23 protein-coding genes are annotated in these 25,777 nt (G+C 63.6%); 8 read left to right on the top strand and 15 right to left on the bottom strand.

All coding sequences use genetic code 11. The features are described 5' to 3' along the window. Window positions 1–4: 4 nt before the first annotated feature. The 4 genes from D3876_RS14325 to D3876_RS14340 form a co-directional block, all read right to left on the bottom strand. Window positions 5–2,080 (bottom strand): hydantoinase/oxoprolinase family protein, encoded by a 2,076-nt coding sequence (locus D3876_RS14325; protein ID WP_119763235.1) that lies wholly within the window; start codon window positions 2,078–2,080, stop codon window positions 5–7. Further along, window positions 2,077–3,906, bottom strand: coding sequence for a hydantoinase B/oxoprolinase family protein (locus D3876_RS14330; protein WP_119763237.1), 1,830 nt, complete (start codon window positions 3,904–3,906; stop codon window positions 2,077–2,079). Before D3876_RS14330 ends, D3876_RS14325 begins: the two co-directional genes overlap by 4 nt. Window positions 3,907–4,057: 151 nt before the next feature. Next, a complete protein-coding gene (locus D3876_RS14335; RefSeq protein ID WP_119763239.1) occupies window positions 4,058–5,269 on the bottom strand; it encodes a cytochrome P450 in 1,212 nt (403 codons plus the stop codon). A 22-nt stretch (window positions 5,270–5,291) separates the two neighbouring features. Then, complete coding sequence (locus tag D3876_RS14340; RefSeq protein WP_119763241.1) at window positions 5,292–5,615, bottom strand: 2Fe-2S iron-sulfur cluster-binding protein; 324 nt, start codon at window positions 5,613–5,615, stop codon at window positions 5,292–5,294. 110 nt (window positions 5,616–5,725) lie between these two features. Between D3876_RS14340 and D3876_RS14345 the strand changes: the two genes are divergently transcribed. Next, complete coding sequence (locus D3876_RS14345; RefSeq protein ID WP_238475381.1) at window positions 5,726–6,382, top strand: TetR/AcrR family transcriptional regulator; 657 nt, start codon at window positions 5,726–5,728, stop codon at window positions 6,380–6,382. A 1-nt stretch (window position 6,383) separates the two neighbouring features. Here the strand turns inward: D3876_RS14345 and D3876_RS14350 are convergent, their stop codons facing one another. The 5 genes from D3876_RS14350 to D3876_RS14370 form a co-directional block, all read right to left on the bottom strand. Continuing rightward, the gene (locus D3876_RS14350) at window positions 6,384–7,619 is read right to left on the bottom strand and encodes a DUF1214 domain-containing protein (RefSeq protein WP_119763245.1); all 1,236 of its coding nucleotides are present in this window, start codon (window positions 7,617–7,619) and stop codon (window positions 6,384–6,386) included. Between the two features lie 2 nt (window positions 7,620–7,621). Beyond that, window positions 7,622–8,431, bottom strand: a complete 810-nt coding sequence (locus D3876_RS14355; protein ID WP_119763247.1) for a sugar phosphate isomerase/epimerase family protein — start codon at window positions 8,429–8,431, stop codon at window positions 7,622–7,624. 6 nt (window positions 8,432–8,437) lie between these two features. Next, window positions 8,438–9,598 (bottom strand): sulfotransferase family protein, encoded by a 1,161-nt coding sequence (locus D3876_RS14360; RefSeq protein ID WP_119763249.1) that lies wholly within the window; start codon window positions 9,596–9,598, stop codon window positions 8,438–8,440. 2 nt (window positions 9,599–9,600) lie between these two features. Further along, a complete protein-coding gene (locus D3876_RS14365; protein WP_119763251.1) occupies window positions 9,601–10,722 on the bottom strand; it encodes an LLM class flavin-dependent oxidoreductase in 1,122 nt (373 codons plus the stop codon). 125 nt (window positions 10,723–10,847) lie between these two features. After that, the gene (locus tag D3876_RS14370) at window positions 10,848–11,948 is read right to left on the bottom strand and encodes an alpha/beta hydrolase fold domain-containing protein (RefSeq protein WP_238475382.1); all 1,101 of its coding nucleotides are present in this window, start codon (window positions 11,946–11,948) and stop codon (window positions 10,848–10,850) included. A 105-nt stretch (window positions 11,949–12,053) separates the two neighbouring features. Between D3876_RS14370 and D3876_RS14375 the strand changes: the two genes are divergently transcribed. Further along, a complete protein-coding gene (locus D3876_RS14375) occupies window positions 12,054–12,533 on the top strand; it encodes a MarR family winged helix-turn-helix transcriptional regulator (protein ID WP_119763255.1) in 480 nt (159 codons plus the stop codon). A 14-nt stretch (window positions 12,534–12,547) separates the two neighbouring features. Here the strand turns inward: D3876_RS14375 and D3876_RS14380 are convergent, their stop codons facing one another. Then, window positions 12,548–13,330 carry an SDR family NAD(P)-dependent oxidoreductase gene (locus tag D3876_RS14380; protein WP_119763257.1) on the bottom strand — a complete coding sequence of 261 codons (783 nt, stop codon included), beginning with the start codon at window positions 13,328–13,330 and terminating at the stop codon, window positions 12,548–12,550. Window positions 13,331–13,612: 282 nt separating this feature from the next. Between D3876_RS14380 and D3876_RS14385 the strand changes: the two genes are divergently transcribed. Beyond that, window positions 13,613–14,527 (top strand): SDR family NAD(P)-dependent oxidoreductase, encoded by a 915-nt coding sequence (locus tag D3876_RS14385; protein WP_119763259.1) that lies wholly within the window; start codon window positions 13,613–13,615, stop codon window positions 14,525–14,527. A gap of 32 nt (window positions 14,528–14,559) precedes the next feature. Next, a complete protein-coding gene (locus D3876_RS14390) occupies window positions 14,560–15,132 on the top strand; it encodes a carboxymuconolactone decarboxylase family protein (RefSeq protein WP_119763261.1) in 573 nt (190 codons plus the stop codon). 21 nt (window positions 15,133–15,153) lie between these two features. Here D3876_RS14390 and D3876_RS14395 read toward each other — a convergent pair whose 3' ends face one another. The 4 genes from D3876_RS14395 to D3876_RS14410 all read right to left on the bottom strand — a co-directional run bounded on the left by D3876_RS14395 (window position 15,154) and on the right by D3876_RS14410 (window position 19,716). Continuing rightward, complete coding sequence (locus D3876_RS14395) at window positions 15,154–16,767, bottom strand: AMP-binding protein (RefSeq protein ID WP_119763263.1); 1,614 nt, start codon at window positions 16,765–16,767, stop codon at window positions 15,154–15,156. Window positions 16,768–16,873: 106 nt separating this feature from the next. Beyond that, on the bottom strand, window positions 16,874–17,980 hold the full coding sequence (locus tag D3876_RS14400; RefSeq protein WP_119763272.1) for a CaiB/BaiF CoA transferase family protein: 1,107 nt from the start codon (window positions 17,978–17,980) through the stop codon (window positions 16,874–16,876). Window positions 17,981–18,011: 31 nt separating this feature from the next. Beyond that, a complete protein-coding gene (locus D3876_RS14405; protein WP_119763274.1) occupies window positions 18,012–19,004 on the bottom strand; it encodes an NAD(P)H-dependent flavin oxidoreductase in 993 nt (330 codons plus the stop codon). A 100-nt stretch (window positions 19,005–19,104) separates the two neighbouring features. Continuing rightward, window positions 19,105–19,716 carry a TetR/AcrR family transcriptional regulator gene (locus D3876_RS14410; RefSeq protein WP_119763276.1) on the bottom strand — a complete coding sequence of 204 codons (612 nt, stop codon included), beginning with the start codon at window positions 19,714–19,716 and terminating at the stop codon, window positions 19,105–19,107. Between the two features lie 162 nt (window positions 19,717–19,878). Here D3876_RS14410 and D3876_RS14415 point away from each other — a divergent pair, with 162 nt between their 5' ends. Both D3876_RS14415 and D3876_RS14420 read left to right on the top strand, forming a co-directional pair. Continuing rightward, the gene (locus D3876_RS14415; RefSeq protein ID WP_119763278.1) at window positions 19,879–21,327 is read left to right on the top strand and encodes an NAD-dependent succinate-semialdehyde dehydrogenase; all 1,449 of its coding nucleotides are present in this window, start codon (window positions 19,879–19,881) and stop codon (window positions 21,325–21,327) included. A 50-nt stretch (window positions 21,328–21,377) separates the two neighbouring features. Next, a complete protein-coding gene (locus tag D3876_RS14420; protein WP_119763280.1) occupies window positions 21,378–22,049 on the top strand; it encodes an SDR family oxidoreductase in 672 nt (223 codons plus the stop codon). A gap of 37 nt (window positions 22,050–22,086) precedes the next feature. On the opposite strand, the gene D3876_RS14425 is transcribed toward D3876_RS14420, so the two are convergent. Beyond that, entirely contained in the window at window positions 22,087–23,586 is a 1,500-nt protein-coding gene (locus tag D3876_RS14425; RefSeq protein ID WP_119763282.1) for a CoA-acylating methylmalonate-semialdehyde dehydrogenase, read from the bottom strand. A 93-nt stretch (window positions 23,587–23,679) separates the two neighbouring features. Here D3876_RS14425 and D3876_RS14430 point away from each other — a divergent pair, with 93 nt between their 5' ends. Both D3876_RS14430 and D3876_RS14435 read left to right on the top strand, forming a co-directional pair. Beyond that, the gene (locus D3876_RS14430) at window positions 23,680–24,561 is read left to right on the top strand and encodes a LysR family transcriptional regulator (protein ID WP_119763284.1); all 882 of its coding nucleotides are present in this window, start codon (window positions 23,680–23,682) and stop codon (window positions 24,559–24,561) included. 81 nt (window positions 24,562–24,642) lie between these two features. Then, window positions 24,643–25,677 carry an oxidoreductase gene (locus D3876_RS14435; RefSeq protein WP_119763286.1) on the top strand — a complete coding sequence of 345 codons (1,035 nt, stop codon included), beginning with the start codon at window positions 24,643–24,645 and terminating at the stop codon, window positions 25,675–25,677. Window positions 25,678–25,777: the final 100 nt, after the last annotated feature.

Genomic DNA, 25,777 nt, shown 5'->3' on the forward strand with positions numbered 1-25,777 from the left:
GCCGTCAGCCCGTGCGGGTCATTTCATAGTCGCCCGCGATGTCGACGATCGTCTTCCAGCCGGGATAGACGACGATCGTCGTGAAGCTTTCCTCGATGATGGCAGGGCCGTTCACGATATGCCCGGGTTGCAGATCGCATCCGAGAAAGATCGGCGTATCAGCATAGCCGCTCCCCAGATTGGCGCGGCGCGATTTGGTAGGAACCGGATTTCCCGTGCTCACCGGAAAGCCCTTGGCGAAGACAGGCGAGGGCGTGTTCACATGGGTGGCGAGACGCACGCCGGTCACCTCTGGCACCTCATGCTCTCGAATATGGCTGTATTCGGCCATGTGCCGCTGGTTGAACAGCGCGATCGCGCGCGCGCCGAGATCATCATCGATGAAGGACAGGTCGTGCAGCCTGCGGTCCGGCGCGACGTCGAAGGTGAGCGAGAAATTCTGCCCGGCATAGCGCATGTTGAGCTGGTAGTTGGCGACCACCTGATCCGAATTGAAGCTGGAATCCGCGAAGAATTTTCTCGCCCGGGCGCCAAGCTCGGTCCACAGCGACCTGAGCTGGTCCAGATCGAGCGCATCGGCCTTGGCGATGCATGAGCGTTCCTCGTCGATGCTCGGATTCGCGACCAGCGTGCCAAGCGCCGAGAAGGTCGGCGACGCCTTGGGCACCAGCACCTTTTCGATGCCGAGTTCTTCTGCCTGCGTCGCGGCAAAGGCGGGGCCATTGCCGCCATAGGCAAGCATGACCAGATCCTTGGGATCGATCCCCTTGCCAGCGGTCGTGCGCCGCACGCCTTGCGACATCCTGGCGTTGACGACGCGCCAGCAATCGAATGCGGCCTGCTCAGCGCTCGTCCCCATCGCCTCGCCAAGCTTGGCGAAGGCTGCTTCGACGCCATCGCGTTTCAACGTGAAGCTGCCGCCGGCAAAGCCTTCTTCGGTTGAAAGTATGCCGAGCATGACAAGCGCATCTGTTACCGTCGGCTCGATCCCGCCGCGCCCATAGGCGATGGGGCCGGGTTCCGATCCCGCCGAGCGCGGCCCGACCTGCAGCGCGCCGCCATTGATCTGGCAGATCGATCCACCGCCGGCGCCCAATGTCTCCACCTTCACCATCGGCACGCCGATCAGGTAGCGATGGTGCATGGTCCAGCCCGCCTCGGCCGGAGCAGCGCCGTCCAGCACCAGCGACATGTCGTAGGAGGTGCCTCCCATATCGACGCAGAGCAGGTTGGGATGGCCCTTTGCATTGCCGACATGCGCCGATCCGACGACGCCGCCCGCGGGGCCGGATGCGAGAACGCGGATGGGAGAGCCCCGGATATAGTCCACGGTCATCACGCCGCCCGAGGCCTGCATGACCATCAACTGGTTCCTGTATCCTCCCTCGCCGAGGCGGGTCACCAGACTTTCGAGATAGGAGGTCACGCGCGGCGCAACATAGGCGTTGACCACGGCAGTGCTCGTCCGGTCATATTCGGGGCCGCGCGGCAGCACCTCATGGCTCAGCGAGACCTGCACACCCGGCAGTTCCTCTTCGATGATCTCGCGCGCGCGCCTTTCATGTGCCGCGTTCACGAAGGAGAAGAGGAATGAGACGGCGATCGATTCCACGCCCTGCTTCTTCAGCTTGCGGCATGCCTCGCGCACCGCGGCCTCATCGAGCGGCTTGTGCACAGACCCGTCATGCAGCACGCGTTCGGGCACGGTCAGGCGGCGACGGCGCGGCGTGATCTGCCTGGGCGGTTCCAGCCGGACGTCCCAGATGTCCTCTTTGAATCCGCGGCGATACTCGATCTCGTCACGGAAACCCTCGGTGGTGATGAGACCGGTGACCGCACCGTTCATTTCAATGAGCGTGTTGTCCGCCACCGTCGTGCCATGGACGATCGCGTCGCAGCGCCCGAGAAAGTCGGTGAGCGACAGCCCCTCCTTCTGCGCAAGGCTGCCGAGCCCCTCCATCACGCCGAGCGACCGGTCCTGTGGAGTGGAGAGGTTCTTGTGGACGATGACATCGGCGCCTTTGAGCAGCGCGAAGTCTGTAAAGGTGCCGCCAATATCGATGCCGACGCGGTAATTCACTCTACGGCCTCCAGAGCGGGCAGCTTTCCGCCCATTTCCTTGCGCAGCGCCTCGGTCGCGGCGTGATCAACCGCGAGATCATAGTCCTCGAGGCTGCCCGTGAGCACGACGCCATATTTCTTGCGCGCCGCTTTCAGGCTCACATACTCGTCGAGCACATCCTCCCTCACGGCCTCAGGATCGCGCAGCAGCGGCGAACCAAAGCCCGCCCCGCCGCCATGCTGGTAGGCGATGACCGCATCGGCGGGGAGTTGCGCCTGTGCCGTGCGCTCGATCTTGTATTCGCCCGACGTTCCGACCTCAAACCGGTTGGAATAGGGGATGGCATCATCCCCACCACACATGCCGCGCAAGGGATGGTCGGCCGATACCATCCACGCCATCGCCATGGTGGGCGCCAGAACCTGCTTCACGTTGAGGCTGCCCGGCGCGCCGCGCCACTGGCCAGCACCACCGGCATCGGTCGTCATCTCACGGCTGATATTGAGGATCGGGAAACGGCATTCGGCGTCCTCGGCCTCGGAAAGGATCAGATTGCCGAGGCTGACGGGGCAGGAGCCCCAGCCGTCGATGCCCTGCACCGCGGATACGTCCATCGAGCGGCAATCGACGCCCTGGTCCATCCACATCTGGCCGTTCTCGTCGAAGCCGATCACCGCATTGGGCATGCCGATCTTGTAAAGTTGCGGCGCGGATCGTTCGGGCACGACCTGCGACAGCGCCAGGCACACCGCCTCGGTGATCTCGCATGCCGGGTGGAAGGAACCGAGCGCCGCCGGCTTGTTGGGCGGTGGTTGAGCGATGCAGCCTTCGGGAATGATGATCTCGACCGCGTTGAACATCCCTTCGTTCTTGACGATCGTTGGGTCGACCGCCGCGCAGAGCTGCGTCATGACATAGGACCGGCTGTTGGCGAAGGTGTTCCATACGCCGACGAGATTGGGCCGGTCGTCGGTGCCCGTCAGGTCGACGGTCAACTGGTCGGCCTTCACCGTGCACGCGACATGAACCTTCACGTCCTTCGTCCCCACCGTGTCATGGTCGATCAGCACCGTCGCCTCATAGATGCCGTCGGGCCAGCGCGCGACTTCCTCGCGGACAAGGCGTTCGGTGTGGTCGATCGATTGGTTGATCGCTGCCTTCACGACATCGGCACCCCATTTGCCGATCATGCCGTCGAGCATCTTCGCTCCACGTTGAACCGCGCCGATCATCGCCGCGAGATCGCCCGCAAAGGTGGCGAAGCGGTTATTGCGCTCGATCATGTGGATCACGTCGCTGCGTTTCTCGCCGCGATGCACGAGCTTCACACAGGGGAAGGACACACCCTCAGTGAAGATGTCGGCCGCCTCCAGCGTGAAGCCGCCCGGATCCTTGCCGCCGGTATCGCCCTGATGCGCCTGAAGCGTCAGGACGACGATCAGTTCGCCCTTGTCGTCATAGACCGGGGAATAGACACAATAATCGGGCAGGTGCCCGCCGCCATGATCGGGGTCGTTCGAGAGAAACACGTCGCGCGGGCCCCAGTCATAGACCTCGACATTCATCAGGCCCCAGCGAACCATCATCTGGTTGACGAAGGTCAGGTGCGGTGTTCCGATCGCGCCCATCGCCAGCCGGCCATTGGCATCGACGATGGCTGCATTGCGTTCGTTCGACTGGTTGATGATCGGGGAGGAGGCCGCGCGGCCCAGATGCGTCGCCGCCTCGAAGCAGACCGTCTCGAACGCGCCGCGGACGATGTCGGCCGTCACGGGATCGATATTGATCGACGTCGGCAGCGGATCGCGCCTTGCCGCAAGCTTGCGGTTCAGTTCGAACGACATAGGCCGGCTCCTATCCTGGCGACCTTGCGTTCACTCCGGTTGGCCGGGGGAGCATAGGCCTTGCCATGGTGGATAGAGCCGGCCCGAGACGCAATCTGAACAAGTCGCGCGAAGCGATGTGCGTTTCGCGCAAGCTGGCTCGAGGGCCGATCTACCAGACGAGCGGCAGCGCTTTCGGTCCCACGACACCCCCCGGGTAATATTCGATCGCCGCGCCGGGCTTCACGCTGAAATCGGGGATGCGACGCAGCCATTCCTGCAGGCCGATCTTGATTTCCAGCCGCGCCAGATGCGCGCCGATGCAGCTATGGACGCCGCCGGCAAAGGCCAGGATCGGTTTGCGCTGGCGGTTGAAGTCGATTTCCGTCGGGTTGGGGAAGATCTCGGGGTCGTAGTTGCACGCCGGCAGGATGCTCATGAACTTGTCGCCGGCCTTCATCTGCACGCCGCGCATCTCCAGATCCTGGGTCAGCGTCCGGCCGGAGAAGGTGACGGAGAAGACGCGCAGCAGCTCTTCCACCTGCCCGTTGATATTGCCGGGATTCTCAATGATCTCGCGGCGCCGGTCGGGGGTGTTGGCGAGCCACAACCACATGTTGTTGAGCGTCGCGAACACCGTGTCGAGGCCGGCGATGAACAGGAAGAAGGTGAAGCCGAAGATCTCGCGCTCGGTCAGTGGCACGCCATCGGGCCGCGCCTGGATGATCGTGCCGATCACACCATCATCGGGATTGGCGGTCTTTTCCTCGATCACCTTGGCGAGATAGGCCTCGATCCCGCGCATCGCCATGCCGGCGGTCATGCGGTCGCCCGAATGAAGCAGATCCACCGCCCAGCCGACAAAGGTGTCGCGCATGTCCTGTGGCAGACCCATCAGGTCGAGGAAGATCGAGACGGGGAGCGGACGGCCGAAATCTGTCGTGAACTCGCATTCGCCCTTGTCGATGAACTCGTCGATCAGGTCGTTCGACAGCTTGCGCATATAGCCTTCGAGCTTCGCCACGCCCTGCGGCGAGAAGGTCTTGTCGAGGATCGCGCGGTACTTGCGGTGATGCGGCGGATCGATTTCGAGCGGGATGAAGTAGAAATAATTGTTGGGGTCGCGCGGGAAGGGCGTCGCGCCCGCCGTCGTGAAATATTCGGGGTGGCGCAGCGCGAAGAAGGCGTCCTCATGCTTGATTGTTGCCCACGAGTTACCCGTCAGCGGATTTACGCTGTAGAAAAGCGGCGGGTGGGTCTCGTGCAACTCCGCCATGAACTTGTGCGGCGCGGCCAGGAATTCCGGCCCGGTGGTCAGCCCGATCTCGCGGATCAGTTCCGGCGGGACGTGCGAGGGGATTTCGGCGGCGGGGGCGGTGGCCATGATCGCTCTCCTGTGGCTCTTATCAGTATTGGGCTTCGGGCAGGTGGACGACGATGCCATCCAGCGCTGGCGCCATGACGATCTGACAGCTCAGACGGCTGGTCGGTTTGCGCTCTGACGATGTGGATTCGAGCATGTCGAGTTCGGCCTGATCCGCCGCAGGAAGCCTGTCAGCCCATTCATCGTCGACATAGCAGTGGCACGTCGCGCAGGCGAGGCCGCCGCCGCACTCGCCGACAATGCCGTCAATGCCGTTGTCAAGCGCGCCGCGCATCACATTTTCGCCCTCGGGCAGATCGACCACATGCTGCGCGCCATTCGCTTCGACATAGGTGACGGATATCATCAACCTCTCCTTATCCGACTGTCATGATTGAGAACGTCGTTCTCTTGGCTGGTACTATAGCGCGAGGCTGCTAAAAGGGAAGAACATTGTTCTCATCGGGAAGGGGCGGAATGCACAGTGCAGCAATGCAGCCGGTTGAAGCCGAAGCCGATGCGGACGCGCTGGATCGCACGCGCCAGATCGTGGCGGCCGCCTACGAACTGCTCGACGAAGCAGGACTCGAAGGGCTGACGATCCGGGCGGTGCTCAATCGCACCTGCCTCGCACGGCGCGCCTTTTACGACCGGTTTGCGGGCAAGGACGACCTCGTGCTCGCGGTCTTTGCCGATACGCTGCGTCTTGCCGCCACTTTCTTTGGCGAACAGGTCCGCGCGCTTCCCGACCCGATGGCGCGGCTCCACCATATCGTGACGGGCATCGTGCTGGGGCGCGGCTCGATCGATGATAGTGCAACAGGGCGCGGCGACCGGCGCGGAGCTGCCTTGAGCCGCGAACATCTACGCCTTGCCGAGGCACGCCCGGCCGAACTGCAAAAGGCGGTGAGCCCGCTGATCGACCTGATTGCCGACCAGCTATCGGACGGCATAAGAGTGGGCCAAGTGCGCGAGGCGCCGGTGCATTGGATGGCGATGCTCGTCTATAATCTCGTCTCGACCACCGTACACACCGAATTGCTGTCGGAAGAAGCGGCGCATCGTGACCCGCAGCGCCGTCAGCAGCTTGCGGAGGAAATCTGGGAATTCTGCCGTCGCGCCATCGCGGCCTGAGCTAAAGCCCCAGACGCTGGCGCTGGATGCCGCGAAAGCGCTCGATGAATTGCACGTGCCGCGCCTCGGGCGTCGCGCGCGCGCTGTCGGCAGGTAAAAGGTCCGAGAGATCGGCGCGTTTGACAAGCCGCGTCTCGATTGCCGGGCCGGAGGCGCTCATGAGCATGCGGATGGCGAGATTGCCCTGTTCGAAACCACTGGTGTCCATCCAATTGTGAAATCCCGGGTCTTCGGCGCAGAGGATCAGGCGGACGTGGCCGTCGCTGTCCGTTCGCGCCCTTGACGGCGTGTAGCTCACAGGCCGGTAGAGATAATCGAGACTGTTCATGAAGACGCCGCCCAGCGACGCCATCCAGAAACCGTCGCCGGGCTTGAAGCTCACGACCAGCGCCTCGTCCGGCGCGAGCGCCCACACCATGTTCGCGACCGCTCGGCCGCGCTTACCATCGCCGGCATCGCTGGAAGGCAGTGGTGGAAAACGGTTCATCGAAGCGGGGTCAACCGCGCCGCCACTGTAAAGATAGGGATGATCGGGCCAGTCACGCATCAGGCCGGTGACGAACTCTCCGGCCCAGTCGAATGCGCCGATCATCTCCGCGGGCGTCGGCATCGGGCGCGGCTCGACCATGCCGATCCGCTCGATGCGCAGAGTCCAGTGCGTCTCATCCCAGCGGTCGAAGCCCTGCCGGATGAAAAGCTTGCGCGAGCCCGGAGTCGTCGGGAGCCAGTTGCACGCCCGCTCCGGCCCGCCGACAAACAACTCGAAGCTGCCATCGGGCGCGGTTTCGATCTGGTGGCCGAAAAGATTGGCCTCGGGAACGTCGCCAAAAGGCTCATGCAGGCTCGGCCAGCCCGTGCCCGACTGGGTCTCGGGTCGCGGTCCCTGCACGGTGATGTTGAAGAAGCGCGCGGTGCCCTTGGCCCCGGTGATGCGATAGGCGCTTTCGCCGTCGATCCAGGCCTGCTGATAGGTGAAGTCCGCAGCATCCGCGCCCAGCTTGCGGAAGGGCGTGCAGAAGGCGTGGATGTGGGGATAGCGCGGATCCCTGGTTTCGAGCGCTAGGTCGAATGCCTGTCCGAGATTTTGAGTCAGGAAGCGGAAGGCATCGGCACGGTGAAGGTCCAATGAGGGGTTGTGATCCTTGAACACCTGATCCCCCGCGGCGCGGAGGCGGTCGCAGAATTGCTCCCAGCCAGCGCGGAGGGCTTCATCGTCCGTGCCATCACCAAATGCCATGGTCAGGCTCCAAGTCTCTCGAGCATCGCCGACACGTGTTGAGCGGCGCGGGTGGTCGCCGCGAGATGCCCCTCGGCGTCGATACGCGGGCCAATCAGTTCGATATCGAAGGCACCCCCGTAGCCGGCGTCGAGCAACTCGCTGATGATCGCCTCGAGCGGGATAACGCCGTCGCCCGGCACTGCGCGGGCCGGCAGCGACCGATCGCCGAGCACATAGTCGCTGAGCTGCACCAGTCCGCAACGCGGCAGCGCATGGCGGAGCAGATCGCCAAGGCCTGCGTCGCCCCAGCAAAAGAAGAGTTCGACGCACACGCCGATCTTCGCCTGTTCGGCGAGGCGGATCGTGTCGGCGAGGCTGTGGGCGATATGGATGTCGGCATAGAGCGCCGGAGCATTTTCGATCATGAGCGCAAGGCCAGCCTGACGTGCGGCTTCGGCGCAGGGCGCGACGCGCTCGGCAAATCCGTCGGCGGCCGCTTCCCAACTCAGGCCGCCCCGTCCACCGGTCAGCAAGTAAATGGATCTGGCGCCCAGCTCCGCGCCGATGTCGATAACGCGCATCAGCGTCTCGGCGGCTCGGCCTTCATCTTCCTCCAGATTTGCGTGGATGCCGAAGGGATGGTTGATTGTCTCGATGATCAGGCCGTGGTTGCGGACCGCCGACCGCGATTCCGACGTGCCGCCCTCCGTCAGCAGGGAAGGGCTCGCAATGCTCATCCGTCCCGCGCCGATCGTGCGGCAACTTTGGGCAAAGGCGCTGATGCTCGATGCGGGGAAGCAGACCTGATGGATCGAGATCCGCTCGTGCATCGCGCCCTAGCCCCGTTGCTCGATATCGAGGCCGAAGCGTTCACGATAGGGCGCGAATTCCTCGTGGAGCGCCGCGATATCGCCATCGATCAGGTCGGTCGAATAGCAGAACTTGCCGTAGCGATCGCCGCGGTTGGTGGCGAGATAATCGCGCATTGCGGTTTTCGCGTTTGCGGTCAGCTCGTAATCCGCAAAGTCGTAGAAGCCGCGGATCACGCTCACCTGATCGGTCACGAAATCCTGATAGCGGACATGGTGGATCCGCGGATCGTCGATCATCGGATTGTCCAGGATAGCCTTGAATCCCGCGCGGCCAAGCCGGGTGTGAAGCTCGGCAATCGCTTTCAGATCCACGCTGCCGGTCAATCCCTCGGTCAGGTCTGCCGCCATCTGGATGCGCGACGCGATCGACTGCACCGGATCGCGGTGGATGTAGAGCACGCGCGCGTCGGGATAGGCTTCGAAAAATGCGGGGAAACGTGTCGCGTGAAACCCCTTGAGCACCCACTTCTTTTTCGGCCGCCCGTGCTGGATCGCCTGCAGCATCATCTTGTGGATGCGGTACTGCGCTGGTGGGTCGGAAGGTAGCCCACCCACAACCATGCCCATCGGCAGGCGCCACCAGGCGGTGGGGGTGAGCACGCGGAAATCGAAAGCCCAGCTCCGCTCGCATTCGGGAAGGCCATCGCCCAGCATGTCGTTATAGGGATGGCTCTTGAGCCAGTTGGGCAAGCGCGCGTTGATCTCGCTCCATTCGGCATCGGCTTGCGCGCGCCGGGGATCGTCAGGCGCGACAAGCCCCGGCGGCGGGGAAGGGTGCATCACCTCCCAGAAGCGCAGCGCTCGCGCGTCCGGATCGACCGAAAGCAGGGCGTGGAGCAGTGTCGTCCCCGAGCGCGGTTCGCCGGTGACGAACAGCGGCCGCTCGATCACTTCCTCGTCGAGACCATAGCGCTTGTGATCGTCGAAGAAGCGCAGCCGGTCAGTCAGCAGCCAGAGGCAGTTGGCGGCGGCAATCTGCTCGCCCGCTTCGTCCATATTGGCTGACCGGATCAGGTCCACTGCTTGGCCAAAGCGATCGCGAAAGCTCGGGTCCCCCCAGTCTGACAGCCCCGTCTCTGCCTCCGCTGCCGCCAACAGGGCTTGGGTGTCCAGCGGCACCGCCATCGTCACACGCCCTCGCACAGGCGCAGCAATTCATCCTCGGCCTCGCGCACCTTTCCAGGGGATTTTGCACCATAGGCCAGCCCCGCCATGCCGCCATAGTCGAGGATCTTGGGCACGCGCAGGCCCGCGTCGCAGAAACTCTTCACGATCTTCGCTACCTGCTTCGGCGTTCCGTGCGGAATGAGGTCGAGGATCATTTCGGGATAGACCTGCTCGCAAAACGCGAGAAAGCGTTCGCGCGTCAGAACGGCGGGGTCGATATCGACGAAGCCGCGCCAGTTCTCGCCCAGAGGATGCTCATGTCCATGCTTCCGCAATTCTGCCGCGGATATCTGGAGGACGATCGCCTTGACGAGAGGCGCCGCCAGCATCTCCGCAAGTTCGGCGTCATCGCCGATCAGGCAGGTCTGGATGAAGGCGGGCGTGATCGCCATCGGGTCGCGTCCGGCCTTTTCGGCGGAGGCGCGGACGGCGCCCAGCTTCTCGGCATAATCCTCCGGGCTCCACGCACCCGCCGGCCACCAGCCATCGGCAAATCGTCCGGTGATCTCCAGCATGCGAGGGCCGCCCGCGCCGATCCAGATCGGCGGGCATTGGCCGTCGTAGAGTTCGGTGTCCATGCGCGCATGATGGAGGTGGAAGAACTTGCCCTCGAAATCGACGGGCCCTTCGCTTTCCCACAAAAGCTTGATGACCTGCAGCGCTTCCTCGAAGCGGCCGACGGGCTTCGAAAAATCGAAGCCGTAAGGCACCGTATTCTCCATCTCGCCGCTGCCAAGGCCCAGGATGAAACGGCCCTTGGACAGATGATCGAGCGTCAGTGCGGTCTGCGCGAGCATCGACGGATGGCGGCGGACGGTATCGACCACGCTGGTCGCAATCGGCACATTTTTCGTCAGCGCCGCGGCCGCGCCCGCGACCGCCATGGCGTCGAGGTGCCTGTGGGGCGAGGGCGAAACGGTGGCGAGATCGGTGAATTCGGGCGTCCAGATCGAGTCGGGCCAGAAGCTCACCATATGGTCGGGCAGCCAGATAGAATGATAGCGGCCGGTGTCGAGGTCGCCGATCTGGTCGATGCCCAGCGGCAAGGTTGTTCTCAGGAACGCAGCCGGCTGAACCTTCATGCATTCTCTCCCGATGTGCCGGCTTGAACGCCGTTCTTCGCAAGGGTTTATCAGCCCTCAGGCAGCCAGCAACAACCCGCCGACCATAATATCGGCGGGCCGATGCCTCCGTTCATGCTTGTGGTTTATTGAACCAGTTTCAAATGCTTGCGGAAAAATCCTGTCATCACATCGAAAGCCTCGCGTGATTCCGGCAGGGCGGGGTCGTAGAAGAAGGCGTGGCCAAGGCCGTCCCACATGTGCAGGTCCGCTGTCGCGCCGGCTTTCACGAGTTCGCGGTGCGTGTTGACCGCTGCGCTCATTTCGAACGCCCTCGTTCCGGTGACAATCAGCGTCGGCGGGAAGCGCTTGAGCGTCTCCGGCGAGAGAACCGGGGACACCATCGGGTCAGTGAGATTCACGCCCTTGAAGTACGCCGGGCCGTCCTCGCGCGGCGGCAATGCCTCGAACGGGCGGCCAAAGGCGCGGCTATCTCCGCCCCAGCGGGCGTCGGCCGATGCGCAGAAGATGCCGATGGCGGCGGGAAGCGGCAGCTTCTCCCTGGTGAAGGCGGCCATGGCCTGCGCCGTCAGCATGCCGCCGGCCGAACATCCGAAAATGGCGATGTTCTCCGGCTTATGGCTCTTGAGCAGCTCGCGATAGACTTTGACCACGTCCTCGGTCGCCGCCGGATAAACGTGTTCCGGTCCTTGCCGATAGGTGATGCTGACGATCTCCACCCCGGCAAGGCCAGCCAGCGGGATCGACTCCATCATGCCAGTGCCACCGGCAACGCCCATGACAAAGCCGCCGCCCGGCAGATTGAGCATGATTTTCTTGGCATTGGCCTTGGGGACGCCACCGGCCGGAGCGGCATAGACAGCAGGGACGCCCGCGATTTCCGCGTCGCGGGTGCTCACCTTGTACATCTCCTTCAGCTTGTTCAGCCGTGGCGCCACGATCTGCGGCATGCGTTGCCGCATCGCACCGGTCTGCCCGGCCGCAATGATACCGGCCAAAGGCGCCATTTGATCGGTTGGCGTCCTGGGCAGCGCCTTCTTGGCTTCCTCGCTCAGATAGATAGAGGGCGGCAGCCGGAAGGAGGGAACGACGACAGTGCCGTCCGGCTCGATCGAGCCATTGGCGGGCCTGGCTTCCTGTGCGCTGGTGAGTTGAGCGGGCGAGACGGTCAGAGCTGTGACCGCCACGGCGACGGCAAGACGGCGAAGGCTCAGCTTATTGGGCACCGCAATTCTCCCCACTATCATCCGCGCAGAGTCGCACGGTAGTTATGTTATGAAACATAAGATACATGCTTGAGCTTGCGGTGCAAGGGGGGTAGGCGACGAAATATGGACAAGCCCGAAGATCACAGGACCGCGATTTCCGATCCTTTGCAGGCGATGCTGGGTTTCCAGCTCCGCCGGACCTCGGTCGCGGTGATGGCGGCGCTTGGCGATGAACTGGACCCGCTTGGCATCAATCCGAGCGAGGCGTCGCTGCTGATGCTGATCGGGGCCAATGAGGGTTGCACGCAAAGCGACATCAGTCGGGCATTACGCGCCAAGCCGGCCAATCTCGTGCCGCTGATCAACAAGCTTGCCATGGCTGGCGCACTGGATCGCGCGCCCGGCAAGGGCCGGACCATCGCGCTATCGCTATCCGATCGGGGGCGGGCGCTGCATGTCGAGGTCAGGCAAGCCTTTGCGCGACACGAAGCGCGTATCACGCGCAATGTGCCCGAAGATCGCCGCGCCGACATTGTGGACCTGTTGCGCCAGATCTGTCTGGACGCGTGCTGTTCCTCGCACGGGACCGAAGGCGACGCCTAGCAGCTTCCGCGTCGTCACTCCGCGTCGGGTTCGACCCACTTCGTCGTCAGCGCGCGCGGCGACAGATATTTGGTCGAAGTCCAGCCGCCATCCACCACGATCGTCTGCCCGTTGATGAACCCCGCGCCCGGCGAACAGAGGAAAGCGATGGTGCTCGCAATGTCCTCGACCTCGCCGAGACGCGGAAAAGGCGTGGTTTCGACATTGACGCGCTTGAACATCTCGTCTTCGAAGCGGTGGCGCACCATGTCGGTCATCGTCACCCCCGGCGCGACGCAATTGGCGCGGATGCCCTTCGGCCCGTAATCGCAGGCGATGTGCTCGGTGAGCGAGGTGAGCCCGCCCTTCGCCGCCGAATAGGCCCCGCCGCGCCGCCCGCCGATCACCGCATAGGTCGAGGTGACGTTCACGATGCCACAGCCTTCGCCCATATGGCCGATCGCTTCCCGGCACAGGCGGAATGGCGCGCGCAACATCAGATCGAGGAACTGATCGAGCGTCTCGTCATCGGTTTCGTGCAGCGGCTTGGGGCTGCCCGCGCCGGCATTGTTAATCAGGAAGTCGATCCGCCCGAACCGATCCAGCGCCAGCGCGACGATCCGCTGCGGGGCATCATCCTCGGTCACATCGATCGAAAGCGTCGCGACGCGTTCCGGATCGCCCAGCGTCGATTCGAGCGACGCGAGCTTTTCCGGATCGCGCCCGACCCCGACAACGGCCATGCCCATGTCGTACAGCATCTTCGCGGTGCCAAGACCAATGCCGCTGCCGGCTCCCGTGATGATCGCAACCTGCATGTCGTGCCCAAACCCTTCTGCCAACGCCGGCAACCCTCATATCCAAACATGCGCCCGCAGCGAACCTCCCGGCAAGGAACGTCGCCTGTGCGATGACTTCTATATGATCGACGACGGCTGCCGCATCTGCCTTTGAAGGTCACCGCAGCACGTATAAGCCAGCCCAAACGCGCTGAACTGATGCAGAAATGGCGTCATCGACATGGGTGGGAAAGTTGCTCTGGTTTCACGAAGAGCATGACGCACGGATCTGTCAGCCCGTTTGAGTAAGAGGACTGTGGCATGACTGAACTGAGATTCGACGATCGCGTTGCCGTCATCACTGGCGCAGGCCGGGGGCTTGGCCGCGCATATGCGCTGCTGCTCGCATCAAAAGGCGCAAAGGTGATCGTCAACGATCCGGGCGTCGGTCTGAAGGGCGACGGCGTCGACGTCGGCCCTGCCGAGGAAGTGGTGCAGGAGATCAAGGCTGCTGGCGGCAAGGCCGTGGCGTGCACCGAGTCGGTCGCCACGCCCGAAGGCGGCAACGCCATCATTCAGGCGGCTCTCGATCAATACGGACGGATCGACATACTGATCCACAACGCCGGCAATGTGCGCTACGGCGCACTGGATGAAATCCCGCAGGAGGATTTCGACGCGGTCCTCGACGTCCATCTCCATGGCGCGTTCCATGTCGTCCGGGCTGCTTTCCCGATCATGTGCGCGGCGGGCTATGGCCGCATCGTGCTGACGTCGTCGATCGGCGGGCTCTATGGCAACCACAAGTGCGTGAACTACGGCGTGTCGAAGTCGGGCATGATCGGGCTCAGCAACGTCACTGCGATCGAGGGGGCGGACAGGGGTGTGAAAAGCAACATCATCGTCCCCGCCGCCGTAACCCGCATGGCGGAAGGGCTCGACACCAGCGCCTATCCGCCGATGGGGCCCGAACTGGTCGCGCCCGTGGTGGGCTGGCTTGCGCACGAAAGCTGCTCGATCACGGGCGAAATGCTGGTTTCGGTCGCCGGACGGGTGGCAAAGGCCTTCATCGCCGAAACAGAAGGCGTCTATCGCCCGTTCTGGACGATGGAAGAGGTCGGCCAGGACATCGACGCCATTCGCGATACCGAAAAGCAGTGGATCTTCGCGCCCGTTCCTGCGGGGCATGCCGAGCATATCGGCAAGAGCTTCGAGATGGCGAGGAAGGGCGGCTGACCGTGCGGGATGCGCCGGACAGGAGAAGCCTCATGAGAGGTAACGATCCCGAACTTCCGCCGCGCATCCCGCCCGTTCCGCGCGAGGGATGGACCGACGAGATCCGGCAGTTCTTTGCCATCATGGAAGGGCCGCAGACGATCGAGCAGGGGACGCGCTTCAATGCCCAAGCCATCATGGCGAACCATCCCGAACTCTCCACGGCATGGGCGCACTACAACAAGTTCGTTGCGCGCGAACTCGAGATCCCGGATTCCCTGAGAGAGATCGCTATCTTGCGGACGGCGTGGAACCTTCAGGCGGGATATGAATGGTACCAGCACCGCATCATCGGACGCCGGTGCGGGCTCAGCGAGGAGCAACTGGAAGCGCTGAAGGAGGGGGAGGGTGCTCCCGTCTGGAGCGAGGACGAGCGGCTCGTCATCCGCGCCGCGGACGAGATTTGCGCCAATGCGGAGGCATCGGCGGAGACGATTGAAAGCCTGCTCCAGCGCTTCGGCCCGCGCCAGCTCCTCGAAATCCTGTGGACCATCGGCACCTATGGGATGCTGGCCTGGATCTTCAATTCGCTGCGGATCCCGATCGAGGATTTCTGCATCACCTGACGGGCGACGCACACCATCCGCTCAGGTCGCTGTAAGTGTTGCCCGGATCGCCTGTTTCAGCACCTTGCCCGCGTCATTCTTGGGCAGGGCCTCCCACAACGCCACGGCTTCGGGATATTTGAACCGCGCCACGCCATAGCCGGCAAGAAACTCTCCGAGGGACGGGACATCGGGTGCGGCCCCATCCCGCGGCACGATCACGGCCACTGCCCGCTCGCCCGTGCGCGCATCGGGGATGCCGACAATCGCGATCTCGGCGATGCCCGGATGGGCGATCAGCAAATCCTCAATCTCCTTGGGCGAAATGTTCTCGCCATTGCGGATGATGAGGTCCTTGATCCGACCGGTCACGACCAGATGATTACCGTCCACCCAGCGCCCCTGATCGCCTGTCCGGTAGAAGCCTGCTTCGTCGAAGGCGCTGGCTTCATCTTCGGAATGGACATAGCCGACCATCATCTGCGGCCCGCGCGCGCGGATCTCGCCATCTTCAGCGATCTTCACGGTGGCGATGCCGGAGCACCCGTCCGTCTCAGCCGCATGCTCTACATCATCGGGACTGATGACGCCGACGGTGCTGACCGGAACCTCGGTCGAGCCATAGACGCGCGACACGATCGCCCGCTCGAAATAGCTTGAAGCTTCGCGGATCAGCGCGGGCGGCACCGACGCGCCGCCGCAAATGAAGAGTTTCAGCGAGGGCAGATGTGTCCCTGCCTTTCGTGCGGCCGCCAGCAATTGCTGCAGAAACGGTGTTGCGCCGGCCATGTGGGTGCAGTTCGCGCTGTCCATGGTCCGCACAGCGTCATCGGCATCCCATTGGTCCATCAGGATCGCGGTCGCACCCAGCAGCAACGGAGTCTCGAACGCGTAGATCGACCCCCCGATATGGCTGATCGGCGACGGCACGAGGAAGCGATCGCCCGGCTCGACCAACCAGTGCCTGCCAATCTGGCGGATCAGCGCGTTGATCGAATTGTGCGTGTGCAGAACGCCCTTGGGTCGGCCGGTAGTGCCGCTGGTATACATGACCATGCGGACCTCGTCGGGGTCCAGAGTCGGCAGAGGTGACGCAGAAGCCGCGCTCTGCTCCAATAGCTGCGGACAGGACGTATGTGGACCGGATTCACCCCGGACGACAACGATCTCGGGTGGATTCTCGAGCTGTTCAGCCACCCGTCCAAGCATCGCCGAATAGTCGTGGCCGCGAAATTCGGCGGGTACGAAGATCATGCGGCTGCCGACATCGGCGAGCATGAAGCGCAGGTCATGGTCGCGGAGCGAGGGCAGGATCGGATGCGCCACCATGCCGGCCAACGTCGCCGCCATATAGATCACGGCAGCTTCGTGCCAGTTGGGCAGCATGAATGAAACAACGCTGCCGGGGGCAAAACGGGCAAGCATGGCATGCGCGAGCCGCTGCGCCTGATCGTGGAGTTCGGCCGCCGAAAGGCGCACATTTCCGTCGATGACGAGAGTCCGATCGGGATCCTCCCCCGCAATCCGGCGGAGCGCGTCGACGCAGGTTTCCTCGCGCCACCAGCGATCGGCATAAGCCTGGCACGCGAGGTCATCATTCCACCGGATGCTCCATCCGCCGGCCGTCAATCGTCGTGCATCGCGCATATCGGTCATGATCGGCTCAATCCGGTCATCTGGTTTGGCTCAGCCCTGTGCGGAAGAAGCCGCGTCCACGCAAGCGAGGCGCGCAATCCACCGTCCCGGCGATCAGCCCAAAGCGTCAGTCCCTTTTGTCGGCCTTCCATTCGGCCGCGACGGCCGCACCGTCGCGCGCCGGTCCTATCGCACCAGGCGTTCGCGAAAAGCGCGGAACCGGGGCGACCTGTTCCATGCCGTCATGCATCACATAGACGCCGCGGGCAGCCATATGCGGGTGGCTGGCGGCTTCGCTGAGCGGAACGACAGGCGCAAAGCATGCGTCAGTACCCTCCAACAGCGTCGCCCATTCGCTGGCGGTACGGCCGCGGAAGATGCTTTCCAGGGTCGCGCAATGGTCGGGCCAACGCGATGCGTCGCGCTGCTCGTCAAGCAGGCGCGATGGCGCCCCGATCAGGTCCAGCATCTGGCCATAGAAATGCGGTTCGATCGGGCCGATCGAGATTTCCTTGCCGTCGGCGCAAATGTAATTGCGATAAAAGGGCGCTGCCCCGCCGAGCAGATTCGTGTCGCGCTCCATCGAAATCGCCCCGCGCGGGAGCAGGCCCGCGAACATGCTCATCAGCGACGACGTGCCATCCACGATCGCGGCGTCGATGACCTGCCCCTTGCCTGATCGTTCGCGCTCCCAGAGCGCGGCCATGATGCCAAAGGCTAGCAGCATCGATCCGCCACCGAAGTCGCCGACCAGATTGAGCGGTGGCTGCGCGGGCTCGCCGGGCCGGCCCATTGCCGCGAGTGCGCCGGTGAGCGCGATATAGTTGATGTCGTGCCCGGCAGATTTGGCCAGTGGCCCGGTCTGCCCCCATCCCGTGATGCGACCGAAGACCAGCCTCGGATTGCGCGTAAGCAGCACGTCGGGGCCAAGGCCGAGGCGTTCCATGACGCCCGGACGGAAACCTTCGATGATCACGTCGGCAGAGTCGGCAATATCGAGGCAGTAGTCGCGCCCAGCGTCGCTGCGGAGATCGACAGCGACCGTGGCGCGTCCGCGGTCCACCACCGGGTTCTCCCAGCCATTGCCACCTTCGCGGTCGATGCGAACGACGTCGGCGCCGAGATCCGAAAGAAGCATCGCGCAGTGCGGGCCGGGGCCGATGCTGACGAACTCGACGACGCGAAGCCCGGCGAGCGGGCCGGTGCCGGCACCCGAGAGGGCATCGTTTGTCATCGCGGCTTCCTCTTGTTGGACGCTGCCCGGCTCACACCATCTCGGGCTCGGCGACAAGCCCCGCCAGCCGCCCGCGGATGATCGCTTCGGCTTCGCGCACGATCCGCGCTATCAGCTCGTCACAGGTCGGGATGTCGTGGATCAGGCCCTGCACCTGACCAGCCCAGATGAGCCCCGCATCGACATCGCCGGTCTCGAGCGCGGTCCTGCCCTTGGCGCCCGACACGAGCGAACGGACGTCCTCGAACACCGCATTTGGCCGGCTTCCGAGTTCAACCACCTCATCCGACACCGAATTCTTCGCAACGCGACCGGTGTTGCGGAAGGCGCGAAAGATCAGATTGGTCGCACGCTCGTCATTGGCGACGAGAAGCTGCTTTACCTTGTCGTGGATCGGCGCCTCGACCGTCGCGCAGAAACGCGTGCCCATGTTGATGCCCTCCGCGCCGAGCGCCAGCGCTGCGGCGAGGCCGCGCCCGTCGCCGAAACCGCCGCTGGCGATCATCGGGATCTTCACCTGGTCGGCCGCCGCGGGGATCAGGATAAGCCCCGGAATATCGTCCTCGCCCGGATGGCCGGCGCATTCGAAGCCGTCGATCGAGATTGCATCGACGCCCATCCGCTCGGCAGACAATGCGTGGCGCACCGCAGTGCATTTGTGGATCACCTTGACGCCATGCGACTTGAACTCGTCGACATGCTCTTGCGGCTTGTATCCCGCGGTTTCGACGATCCTGATCCCGCTGTCGATGATCGCGCGGCGATATTCGGCATAGGGCGGTGGTGAAACCGAAGGAAGAATCGTCAGGTTCACGCCAAAGGGCTTGTCGGTCAGCGCCCGACACCGTTCAATCTCGCGACGAAGATCGTCCGGAGTCGGCTGGGTAAGCGCGGTCACGATGCCGAGGCCACCGGCGTTCGAGACAGCGGCGGCCAGCTCTGCGCGGCCGACCCACATCATGCCGCCCTGTACGATCGGATGCTCGATGCCTGCCAGTTCGGTGAAGCGCGTGCGGATTCCCAATTTCCTGTCCTTTGGCTATTCTCGACTCATTGGTCTATTATCTACTCACCAGTAACCTCACCATGGCGGTGTGTGTTGTCAACACGCCGCGCCCGCCGATTCAACGGGGTGCGAGCCCGCCGGTGAGGATATCAACCATCTGCGTTGCGACGGTTTCCGCGCTCTCTCCACCGTCGGTCCGATGCCAGCGGGCCGGCCAGTTCAGCGCACCTGCGAGCGTGAACGCCGCAAGCTTGACGTTGACGGGGGCAATCGATCCATCGGCTATGCCCTCGGCAATCAGCGCGCGCATCGCCCCGTCGATTTCTCGCTTGAGCTCGCGAAAGCGGTCGGCGCTCTCGGCTGACAGCACTTCATCGGACGTGCGGATCACGCAGCGACCGAAATCCCCCATGGTGATTTCGGCATAGTGGCGCAGAAAGCTGCGCAGCCGGTCGAGGCCCGACCCCGGATGTTCGCGCGCGGCGCTGGCGGCATCGCGCAACTGCTCGATTCCGCGCGTCACGCATTCGAACAGAACCTGATCCTTGTTTCCCAGATAATGGTAAATCGTCGGCTTGCTGACCCCCAGGCTCGCTGCGACATCGTCGAGCGATGCCGCGTGGAAGCCATGTGTGTTGAACAGGCGGACGGCAGCGCGGAGCACGGCCTCGCGCTTCTGTTCGCGCTCGACCTTGCGTTCTTCCACTGTGCGAAACGGCGACGTCTGCATCGCGTCCGTGATCCCTCCAGCCCGTATCCGACCTCCGCAATTGACGAAGCGGTTGCCGATAAACGATATACTCGCTGGTAAAATATAGACCAAAGAGTTTTGTGGGGAAGGACACTGAACTGTCCAGGACTCGCGCAGAACGCCCTCAATTTAGGTGAACCTATGGCCATCTCTCTTGCTGATCCCTCCCTGCTGCGGGAGCAGTGTTTCGTCGACGGAAACTGGATCGGCGACTCCGCGATCGCGGTCACCGATCCGGCATCGGGCGAGAAGCTGGCTTTCATACCCGAGCTTCGCACGAACGAGGTCCGCGCCGCGATTGCGGCGGCGGAGGGCGCGCTGTCGGCATGGCGTGCACGCACCGCCGGCGATCGTGCGCGCATTCTGCGCCGCTGGTTCGATCTGATGATGGCCAACCAGGAGGATCTGGCGATGATCCTCACGCGCGAACAGGGCAAGTCGCTTGCCGAGGCGCGCGGGGAAATCGCCTATGCCGCATCCTTTATCGAGTGGTTCGCGGAGGAAGCAAAGCGCGTTTATGGCGAGGTGATCCCGAGCCATCGTACCGACAGCCGGATCGTCGTTATCCGTCAGCCCGTAGGCGTGGTCGCGGCGATTACGCCGTGGAACTTCCCCTCGGCGATGATCACGCGCAAGGCGGCGCCCGCGCTCGCTGCGGGTTGCACGATGGTGCTCAAGCCGGCGACCCAGACTCCACTGAGCGCGCTGGCGCTCGCGGTCCTCGCCGAGCGCGCAGGCATTCCGGCGGGCGTGTTCAACGTCGTCACGGGATCGTCGCGTGTGATCGGGGCGGAGCTCACGAGCAATCCGTCGGTGCGCAAGCTCAGCTTCACCGGCTCGACCGAGGTCGGCAAGACGCTGATGGCGCAGTGCGCGCCGACGATGAAGAAGGTCTCGATGGAACTGGGCGGCAACGCGCCTTTCATCGTTTTCGCCGACGCCGATCTTGATGCGGCGGTAGAGGGGGCAATCGCCTCCAAATACCGGAACAGCGGCCAGACCTGCGTGTGCGTCAATCGCATCCTTGTGCAGCGCGATGTGGCCGCCGTGTTCGAGCAGAAGCTGGCCGAGGCTACTGCAAAGCTTCATGTTGGCGCGGGGATCGAGCCGGGCACGACGCAGGGCCCGCTGATCGACGAGGCGGCGGTCGCCAAGGTCGAGGAGCATGTTGCAGACGCGCTCGCCAAGGGAGGCCGCGTGGTCACAGGCGGGAACCGGCACGCGCTCGGTTTCAGCTTTTTCGAGCCCACCGTCATCGCCGGATGCACGCCCGAGATGGCGTTGGCGCGCGAAGAGACCTTCGGGCCGCTCGCCGCACTCTTCACCTTTGATACCGAGGAAGAGGCGATCGCACTCGCCAACGACACCGAAGTCGGGCTCGCCGGCTATTTCTATACCCGCGATCACGCGCGCGTGTGGCGCGTAGGCGAAGCGTTGGAAGTCGGCATTGTCGGGATCAATACGGGCATCATCTCAACCGAGGTGGCGCCATTCGGCGGCATCAAGGAGTCGGGCATGGGGCGCGAGGGTTCGCGCCATGGCATCGACGACTATACCGAACTCAAATATCTCTGCATGGCGGGCATCTGAGGCGCCAGGCGATTGCGCGAAGCGGCATCATTTTGGGAAAGGACTGAACAATGGCGGGGATAGTCGCAGTGACGGGTGCCGCGGGTGCGCTTGGCCGTAAGACTGTCGAGGTGTTGGGTGAGGCGGGATGGAAGGTTGTGGGAATTGATCTCGCCGACGTCTCCGGTGAGACTGTCGCGCTCGCGCTTGGCAATATCGACCTGACCAACGAGCAGGCAATGCAGGGTGTGGCACGCCGGATCGAGGCGGAACTCGGCGGGCTGGACGGTCTGGTCAACATTGCCGGCGGCTTTCGCTGGGAGACGGTGCTCGACGGCGACGTCGCGACCTGGGACCGCCTCCATACGATGAATCTCAAGACCACGCTCGTCGCGTCGCGCGCGCTGCTTCCACTGCTGCGGACGTCACAGGGCGCAATCGTCAATATCGGTGCCGCCGCGTCCAGCAAGGCCGGAATGGGGATGGGCGCCTATGCGGCGTCGAAGGCGGGCGTGGCGCGCCTTACCGAAGCTCTCGCCGAGGAGCTCAAGGACGAGCGCGTACGCGTCAATGCCGTGCTGCCGAGCATCATCGATACGCCCGCGAACCGCAGTGACATGCCCGATGCGGAATTCGATCGTTGGGTCACGCCCGAACAACTGGCGAACGTCATCGCCTTCCTGCTGTCTCCGGCAGCGAGCGCGATCACCGGCGCGCTGCTGCCGGTCACCGGCCGCGTTTGATTGAGAGGTGAGGGCGACCTGAACCGGCCGCCCCCGATCATGCCATGGTCGGAATGACGAAGCTCTGGTCGAGCACGGCGCCGCCGCTCGGCCAGCGCTGCGTCACGGTCTTGGTCCGCGTGTAGAAGCGGATACCGTCCATGCCGTACTGGTTGAGGTCGCCGAAGCCCGAGCGCTTCCAGCCGCCGAAGCTGTGGTACGCGACGGGCACCGGGATCGGCACGTTGATGCCGACCATGCCAACTTCGACGCTGCTCGCGAACTTGCGTGCAAAGTCGCCATTGCGCGTGAACAGTGCGACGCCGTTCCCGTACTGGTGCTGCGTCGGATAAGAGACCGCTTCCTCGAAGGTCTTCGCCCGCAGGATCTGAAGCACCGGGCCGAAGATCTCTTCCTGATAGCTCCGCATCTCGGGCGTAACGCGATCAAGCAGCGTGGGCCCCATGAAATAGCCGTCTTCATAACCCTGAAGCGAAAGCCCCCGCCCGTCGACGACCAGCTCGGCCCCTTCGTCGACTGCCATCTGGATATAGTTCTCGACCCGCGCCTTGTGAGCGGCGCTCACGACGGGGCCGTAATGCGCGTCAGGGTCGGTCGGAACACCGACGCGAAGGTCGGCGATCGCCGCGACCAGCTTCTCGCGAAGCCGGCTTGCGGTCTCTTCGCCCACCGGCGTCACCACGGGCAACGCCATGCAGCGCTCGCCCGCCGAGCCATAGGCCGCGCCGATAATGTCGGCCACCGCCTGGTCGAGGTCTGCGTCGGGCATCACGATCCCGTGATTCTTCGCGCCGCCCATGCACTGCATGCGCTTGCCGGCCCCGGCGCCGCGTTCATAGACATATTGCGCGATGTCGGACGACCCGACGAAGCTCACCGCCTTGATGTCCGGGTGATCGAGGATCGCGTCGACGACCACCTTGTCGCCGTGAATGACGTTGAGGATGCCCTTGGGCATACCCGCCTCGAGCGCCAGTTCGGCGAGGCGCACGGGCACCGAAGGGTCGCGCTCGGAAGGCTTGAGGATGAAGGCATTGCCGCACGCGATCGCCGGCGCGCACATCCACAAGGGGATCATTGCCGGAAAGTTGAACGGCGTGATGCCTGCCGCGATGCCGATCGGCTGACGCATCGAATAGACGTCGATGCCGGGCCCCGCGCCCTCGGTATATTCGCCCTTGAGCAGGTGCGGCACGCCGCACACGAACTCGACGACTTCGAGCCCGCGCTGGATGTCCCCCTTCGAATCCGCGATCACCTTGCCATGTTCGCGCGACAGCAGCGCCGCGAGTTCGTCCATATGGTGCTCGATCAGTTCCTTGAAGCGGAACATCACGCGGGCGCGGCGCTGCGGGTTGAGCGCGGCCCAGGCGGGCTGAGCCGCCTTCGCGTTGGCTACCGCGCGCTCGACGAGCGCGATGTCGCCCAACGACACCTGCGCCTGAACCTTGCCGAGCGCCGGATCGAAGACGTCGCCCAGTCGCTGAGGCGTGTCGGACAGCGCGGCGCCGTCGATGAAATGCTGGATCAATCGCATGGGCAGAATCCTTCCTTGGTTTCCGCAGCCATAGCCTTCACAATCTTGTTCATATATGGGGGTGTAATGCGAAACTGCTGTGCGAAAATGTAAGTGCCGGATTGGGATGATCTCCGCCTGTTCCTGTCGGTCGTGCGCTGCGGGAGCTTTGTGGCGAGCGGACGACAGCTCGCCTTGAACCACGCCACGCTTGCGAGGCGGCTGTCCGCGCTGGAGCAGTCGCTGGGCACCCGTCTTTTCGATCGCTCGCCGCGCGGCGTGCAGCCGACACGGGCTGGACTCGAACTGCTCGGGCATGCCGAGCGCATCGAAGCCGAAGTGCTGGCGGTCGGCCGCAGCCTTGCGGGTCAGGAGCAGCAATTGTCGGGTAGCGTGCGCCTCGCGACTCCCGAGGCATTCGGAACCTTCTTCGTTGCGCCGCGCGTGCATCTGTTCGCCGCCGACCATCCGCGCATCGAACTCGAACTTGTGCCGGAGTCGCGAACGGTGAACCTTTCGAAGCGCGAAGCCGACATCGCTATCGGTCTGCACAGGCCCGATCAGGGCCGGCTCCGTGCGGCGCGATTGGTCGACTATCGCATCGGACTTTATGCCTCGCAGGACTTTCTCGACCGGACCGGCCCGGTCGAGAGTATGGCAGATCTGCGTGACCGGCCATTCATCTCGTATATCGAGGAAATGATCGATCTGCCCGAGCTGCGTTATCTCGATGAATCGCTGGCCGGACGGTGCGTCTTCCGCTCGAGTTCCGTGGCCGCGCAGATGGGGGCCGTGGTTTCCGGTTTAGGCTTCGGACTGCTGCACTGTTTTGCAGTCACGCCGGAGATGCGGCTTGTTCGCGTATTGCCCGGAGATGTCGAAGTGATCCGCAGCTATTGGCTCATCTATCACGCAGATCTGGCGCGATCGCCGCGCCTGCGTGCAGTTGCCGATTTCCTGACGCGAGAGGTGCGGTCGCGCGCTGCGCAATTCTGATCACCGCAGAAGCGAGGAGCTATCGAATGTGTATATACGTAGCTGTGGACGGGCTGCGTTTGAAAGTCTGAGGAAAGCAGGATGTCGGATTCGGTTCGGGTGGCGTTGGTTGGCTATGGTCTGGCGGGTAAAATCTTTCACGCTCCGCTGATCACGTCGACCGAAGGGATGACGTTGACCACCGTTGTATCCAGTGACCCGGACAAGGTGCACGCAGATCTTCCGGGCGTTCAGGTGACGGGTGATTTGGGAACTGCGCTGGAAAGCCACGCCATCGACCTTGTGGTCCTTGCTACGCCTGACGCGCTTCATGCAGAACAAGCGCTTTCAGCACTGGACGCGGGCAAGCATGTCGTCGTCGACAAGCCGTTCGCACCAAGTCTTGCAGAGGCGCGCCTCGTTGCCGAGCGAGCGGCTGACCGCGGCCTTACGCTGGCGATATTCCACAACCGGCGTTGGGACGGCGACTTCCTGACGGTCAGGCGTCTTGTCGAGGAAGGTGCCCTCGGCGAAATCATGCTGTTCGAAAGCCACTTCGATCGGTTTCGCCCCGAGGTGACCGATCGGTGGAAGGACAAGCGCGCCGGAGGAGTCTGGCAGGATCTTGGTCCACATCTCGTCGATCAGGCGCTGCGGCTTTTTGGCATGCCAGAGGCTCTGTTTGCGGACATAGGCACCCAAAGGTCCAGCGCTTTGGTGCCCGATTATGCGCATGTCGTCCTCAGATATGGCGCTCGGCGCGTCATCTTGCAGGCATCTCAAATGACGCATGCCAATGGCTTGCGCTTCGCTGTCCATGGAACCCGGGGCAGCTATATCAAATATGGAACCGACCCGCAGGAGGGTCAGTCCAAGGCGGGTCTGAAGCCCGCGTCGCCTGTCTGGGGTATCGACGATCAGCCAGGATTACTGACGCGCCTTGCCCCGGATGGCCGAGCGCATGAAATCATCGTCGAAAGCGAGCGCGGCAATTATGCGGCTTTTTATGAAGCACTGCGTGATGCGATCCTGGACGGGAAACCGAATCCGGTTCCGCCTCAACAAGCGCTGGACGTGATGACTGTCATTGAAGCCGGACGCATCAGTGCCGACGAGCGGCGCGAGGTCCGTTTGTAGCCCATGGCGGCTGACGCGGATGCATTGATGGCAACAGACCGCGACCATGCGAATGCGGATGACGCTTTGGACAAGCTCCGCTTTCGTCAGAACTATATTC

Source organism: Sphingomonas cavernae (assembly GCF_003590775.1).
Classification (GTDB): Bacteria; Pseudomonadota; Alphaproteobacteria; order Sphingomonadales; family Sphingomonadaceae; genus Sphingobium_A; species Sphingobium_A cavernae.

Excerpts from the sequence above, each read along its gene's own strand:
- D3876_RS14330 (WP_119763237.1), bottom strand. The coding sequence starts at position 3,906 with ATGTCGTTCGAACTGAACCGCAAGCTTGCGGCAAGGCGCGATCCGCTG.
- D3876_RS14360 (WP_119763249.1), bottom strand. The coding sequence starts at position 9,598 with ATGGCGGTGCCGCTGGACACCCAAGCCCTGTTGGCGGCAGCGGAGGCA.
- D3876_RS14350 (WP_119763245.1), bottom strand. The coding sequence starts at position 7,619 with ATGGCATTTGGTGATGGCACGGACGATGAAGCCCTCCGCGCTGGCTGG.
- D3876_RS14365 (WP_119763251.1), bottom strand. The coding sequence starts at position 10,722 with ATGAAGGTTCAGCCGGCTGCGTTCCTGAGAACAACCTTGCCGCTGGGC.
- D3876_RS14355 (WP_119763247.1), bottom strand. The coding sequence starts at position 8,431 with ATGCACGAGCGGATCTCGATCCATCAGGTCTGCTTCCCCGCATCGAGC.
- D3876_RS14375 (WP_119763255.1), top strand. The coding sequence starts at position 12,054 with ATGGACAAGCCCGAAGATCACAGGACCGCGATTTCCGATCCTTTGCAG.
- D3876_RS14380 (WP_119763257.1), bottom strand. The coding sequence starts at position 13,330 with ATGCAGGTTGCGATCATCACGGGAGCCGGCAGCGGCATTGGTCTTGGC.
- D3876_RS14390 (WP_119763261.1), top strand. The coding sequence starts at position 14,560 with ATGAGAGGTAACGATCCCGAACTTCCGCCGCGCATCCCGCCCGTTCCG.
- D3876_RS14425 (WP_119763282.1), bottom strand. The coding sequence starts at position 23,586 with ATGCGATTGATCCAGCATTTCATCGACGGCGCCGCGCTGTCCGACACG.
- D3876_RS14395 (WP_119763263.1), bottom strand. The coding sequence starts at position 16,767 with ATGACCGATATGCGCGATGCACGACGATTGACGGCCGGCGGATGGAGC.
- D3876_RS14410 (WP_119763276.1), bottom strand. The coding sequence starts at position 19,716 with ATGCAGACGTCGCCGTTTCGCACAGTGGAAGAACGCAAGGTCGAGCGC.
- D3876_RS14420 (WP_119763280.1), top strand. The coding sequence starts at position 21,378 with ATGGCGGGGATAGTCGCAGTGACGGGTGCCGCGGGTGCGCTTGGCCGT.
- D3876_RS14385 (WP_119763259.1), top strand. The coding sequence starts at position 13,613 with ATGACTGAACTGAGATTCGACGATCGCGTTGCCGTCATCACTGGCGCA.
- D3876_RS14435 (WP_119763286.1), top strand. The coding sequence starts at position 24,643 with ATGTCGGATTCGGTTCGGGTGGCGTTGGTTGGCTATGGTCTGGCGGGT.
- D3876_RS14340 (WP_119763241.1), bottom strand. The coding sequence starts at position 5,615 with ATGATATCCGTCACCTATGTCGAAGCGAATGGCGCGCAGCATGTGGTC.
- D3876_RS14335 (WP_119763239.1), bottom strand. The coding sequence starts at position 5,269 with ATGGCCACCGCCCCCGCCGCCGAAATCCCCTCGCACGTCCCGCCGGAA.
- D3876_RS14345 (WP_238475381.1), top strand. The coding sequence starts at position 5,726 with ATGCACAGTGCAGCAATGCAGCCGGTTGAAGCCGAAGCCGATGCGGAC.
- D3876_RS14400 (WP_119763272.1), bottom strand. The coding sequence starts at position 17,980 with ATGACAAACGATGCCCTCTCGGGTGCCGGCACCGGCCCGCTCGCCGGG.
- D3876_RS14415 (WP_119763278.1), top strand. The coding sequence starts at position 19,879 with ATGGCCATCTCTCTTGCTGATCCCTCCCTGCTGCGGGAGCAGTGTTTC.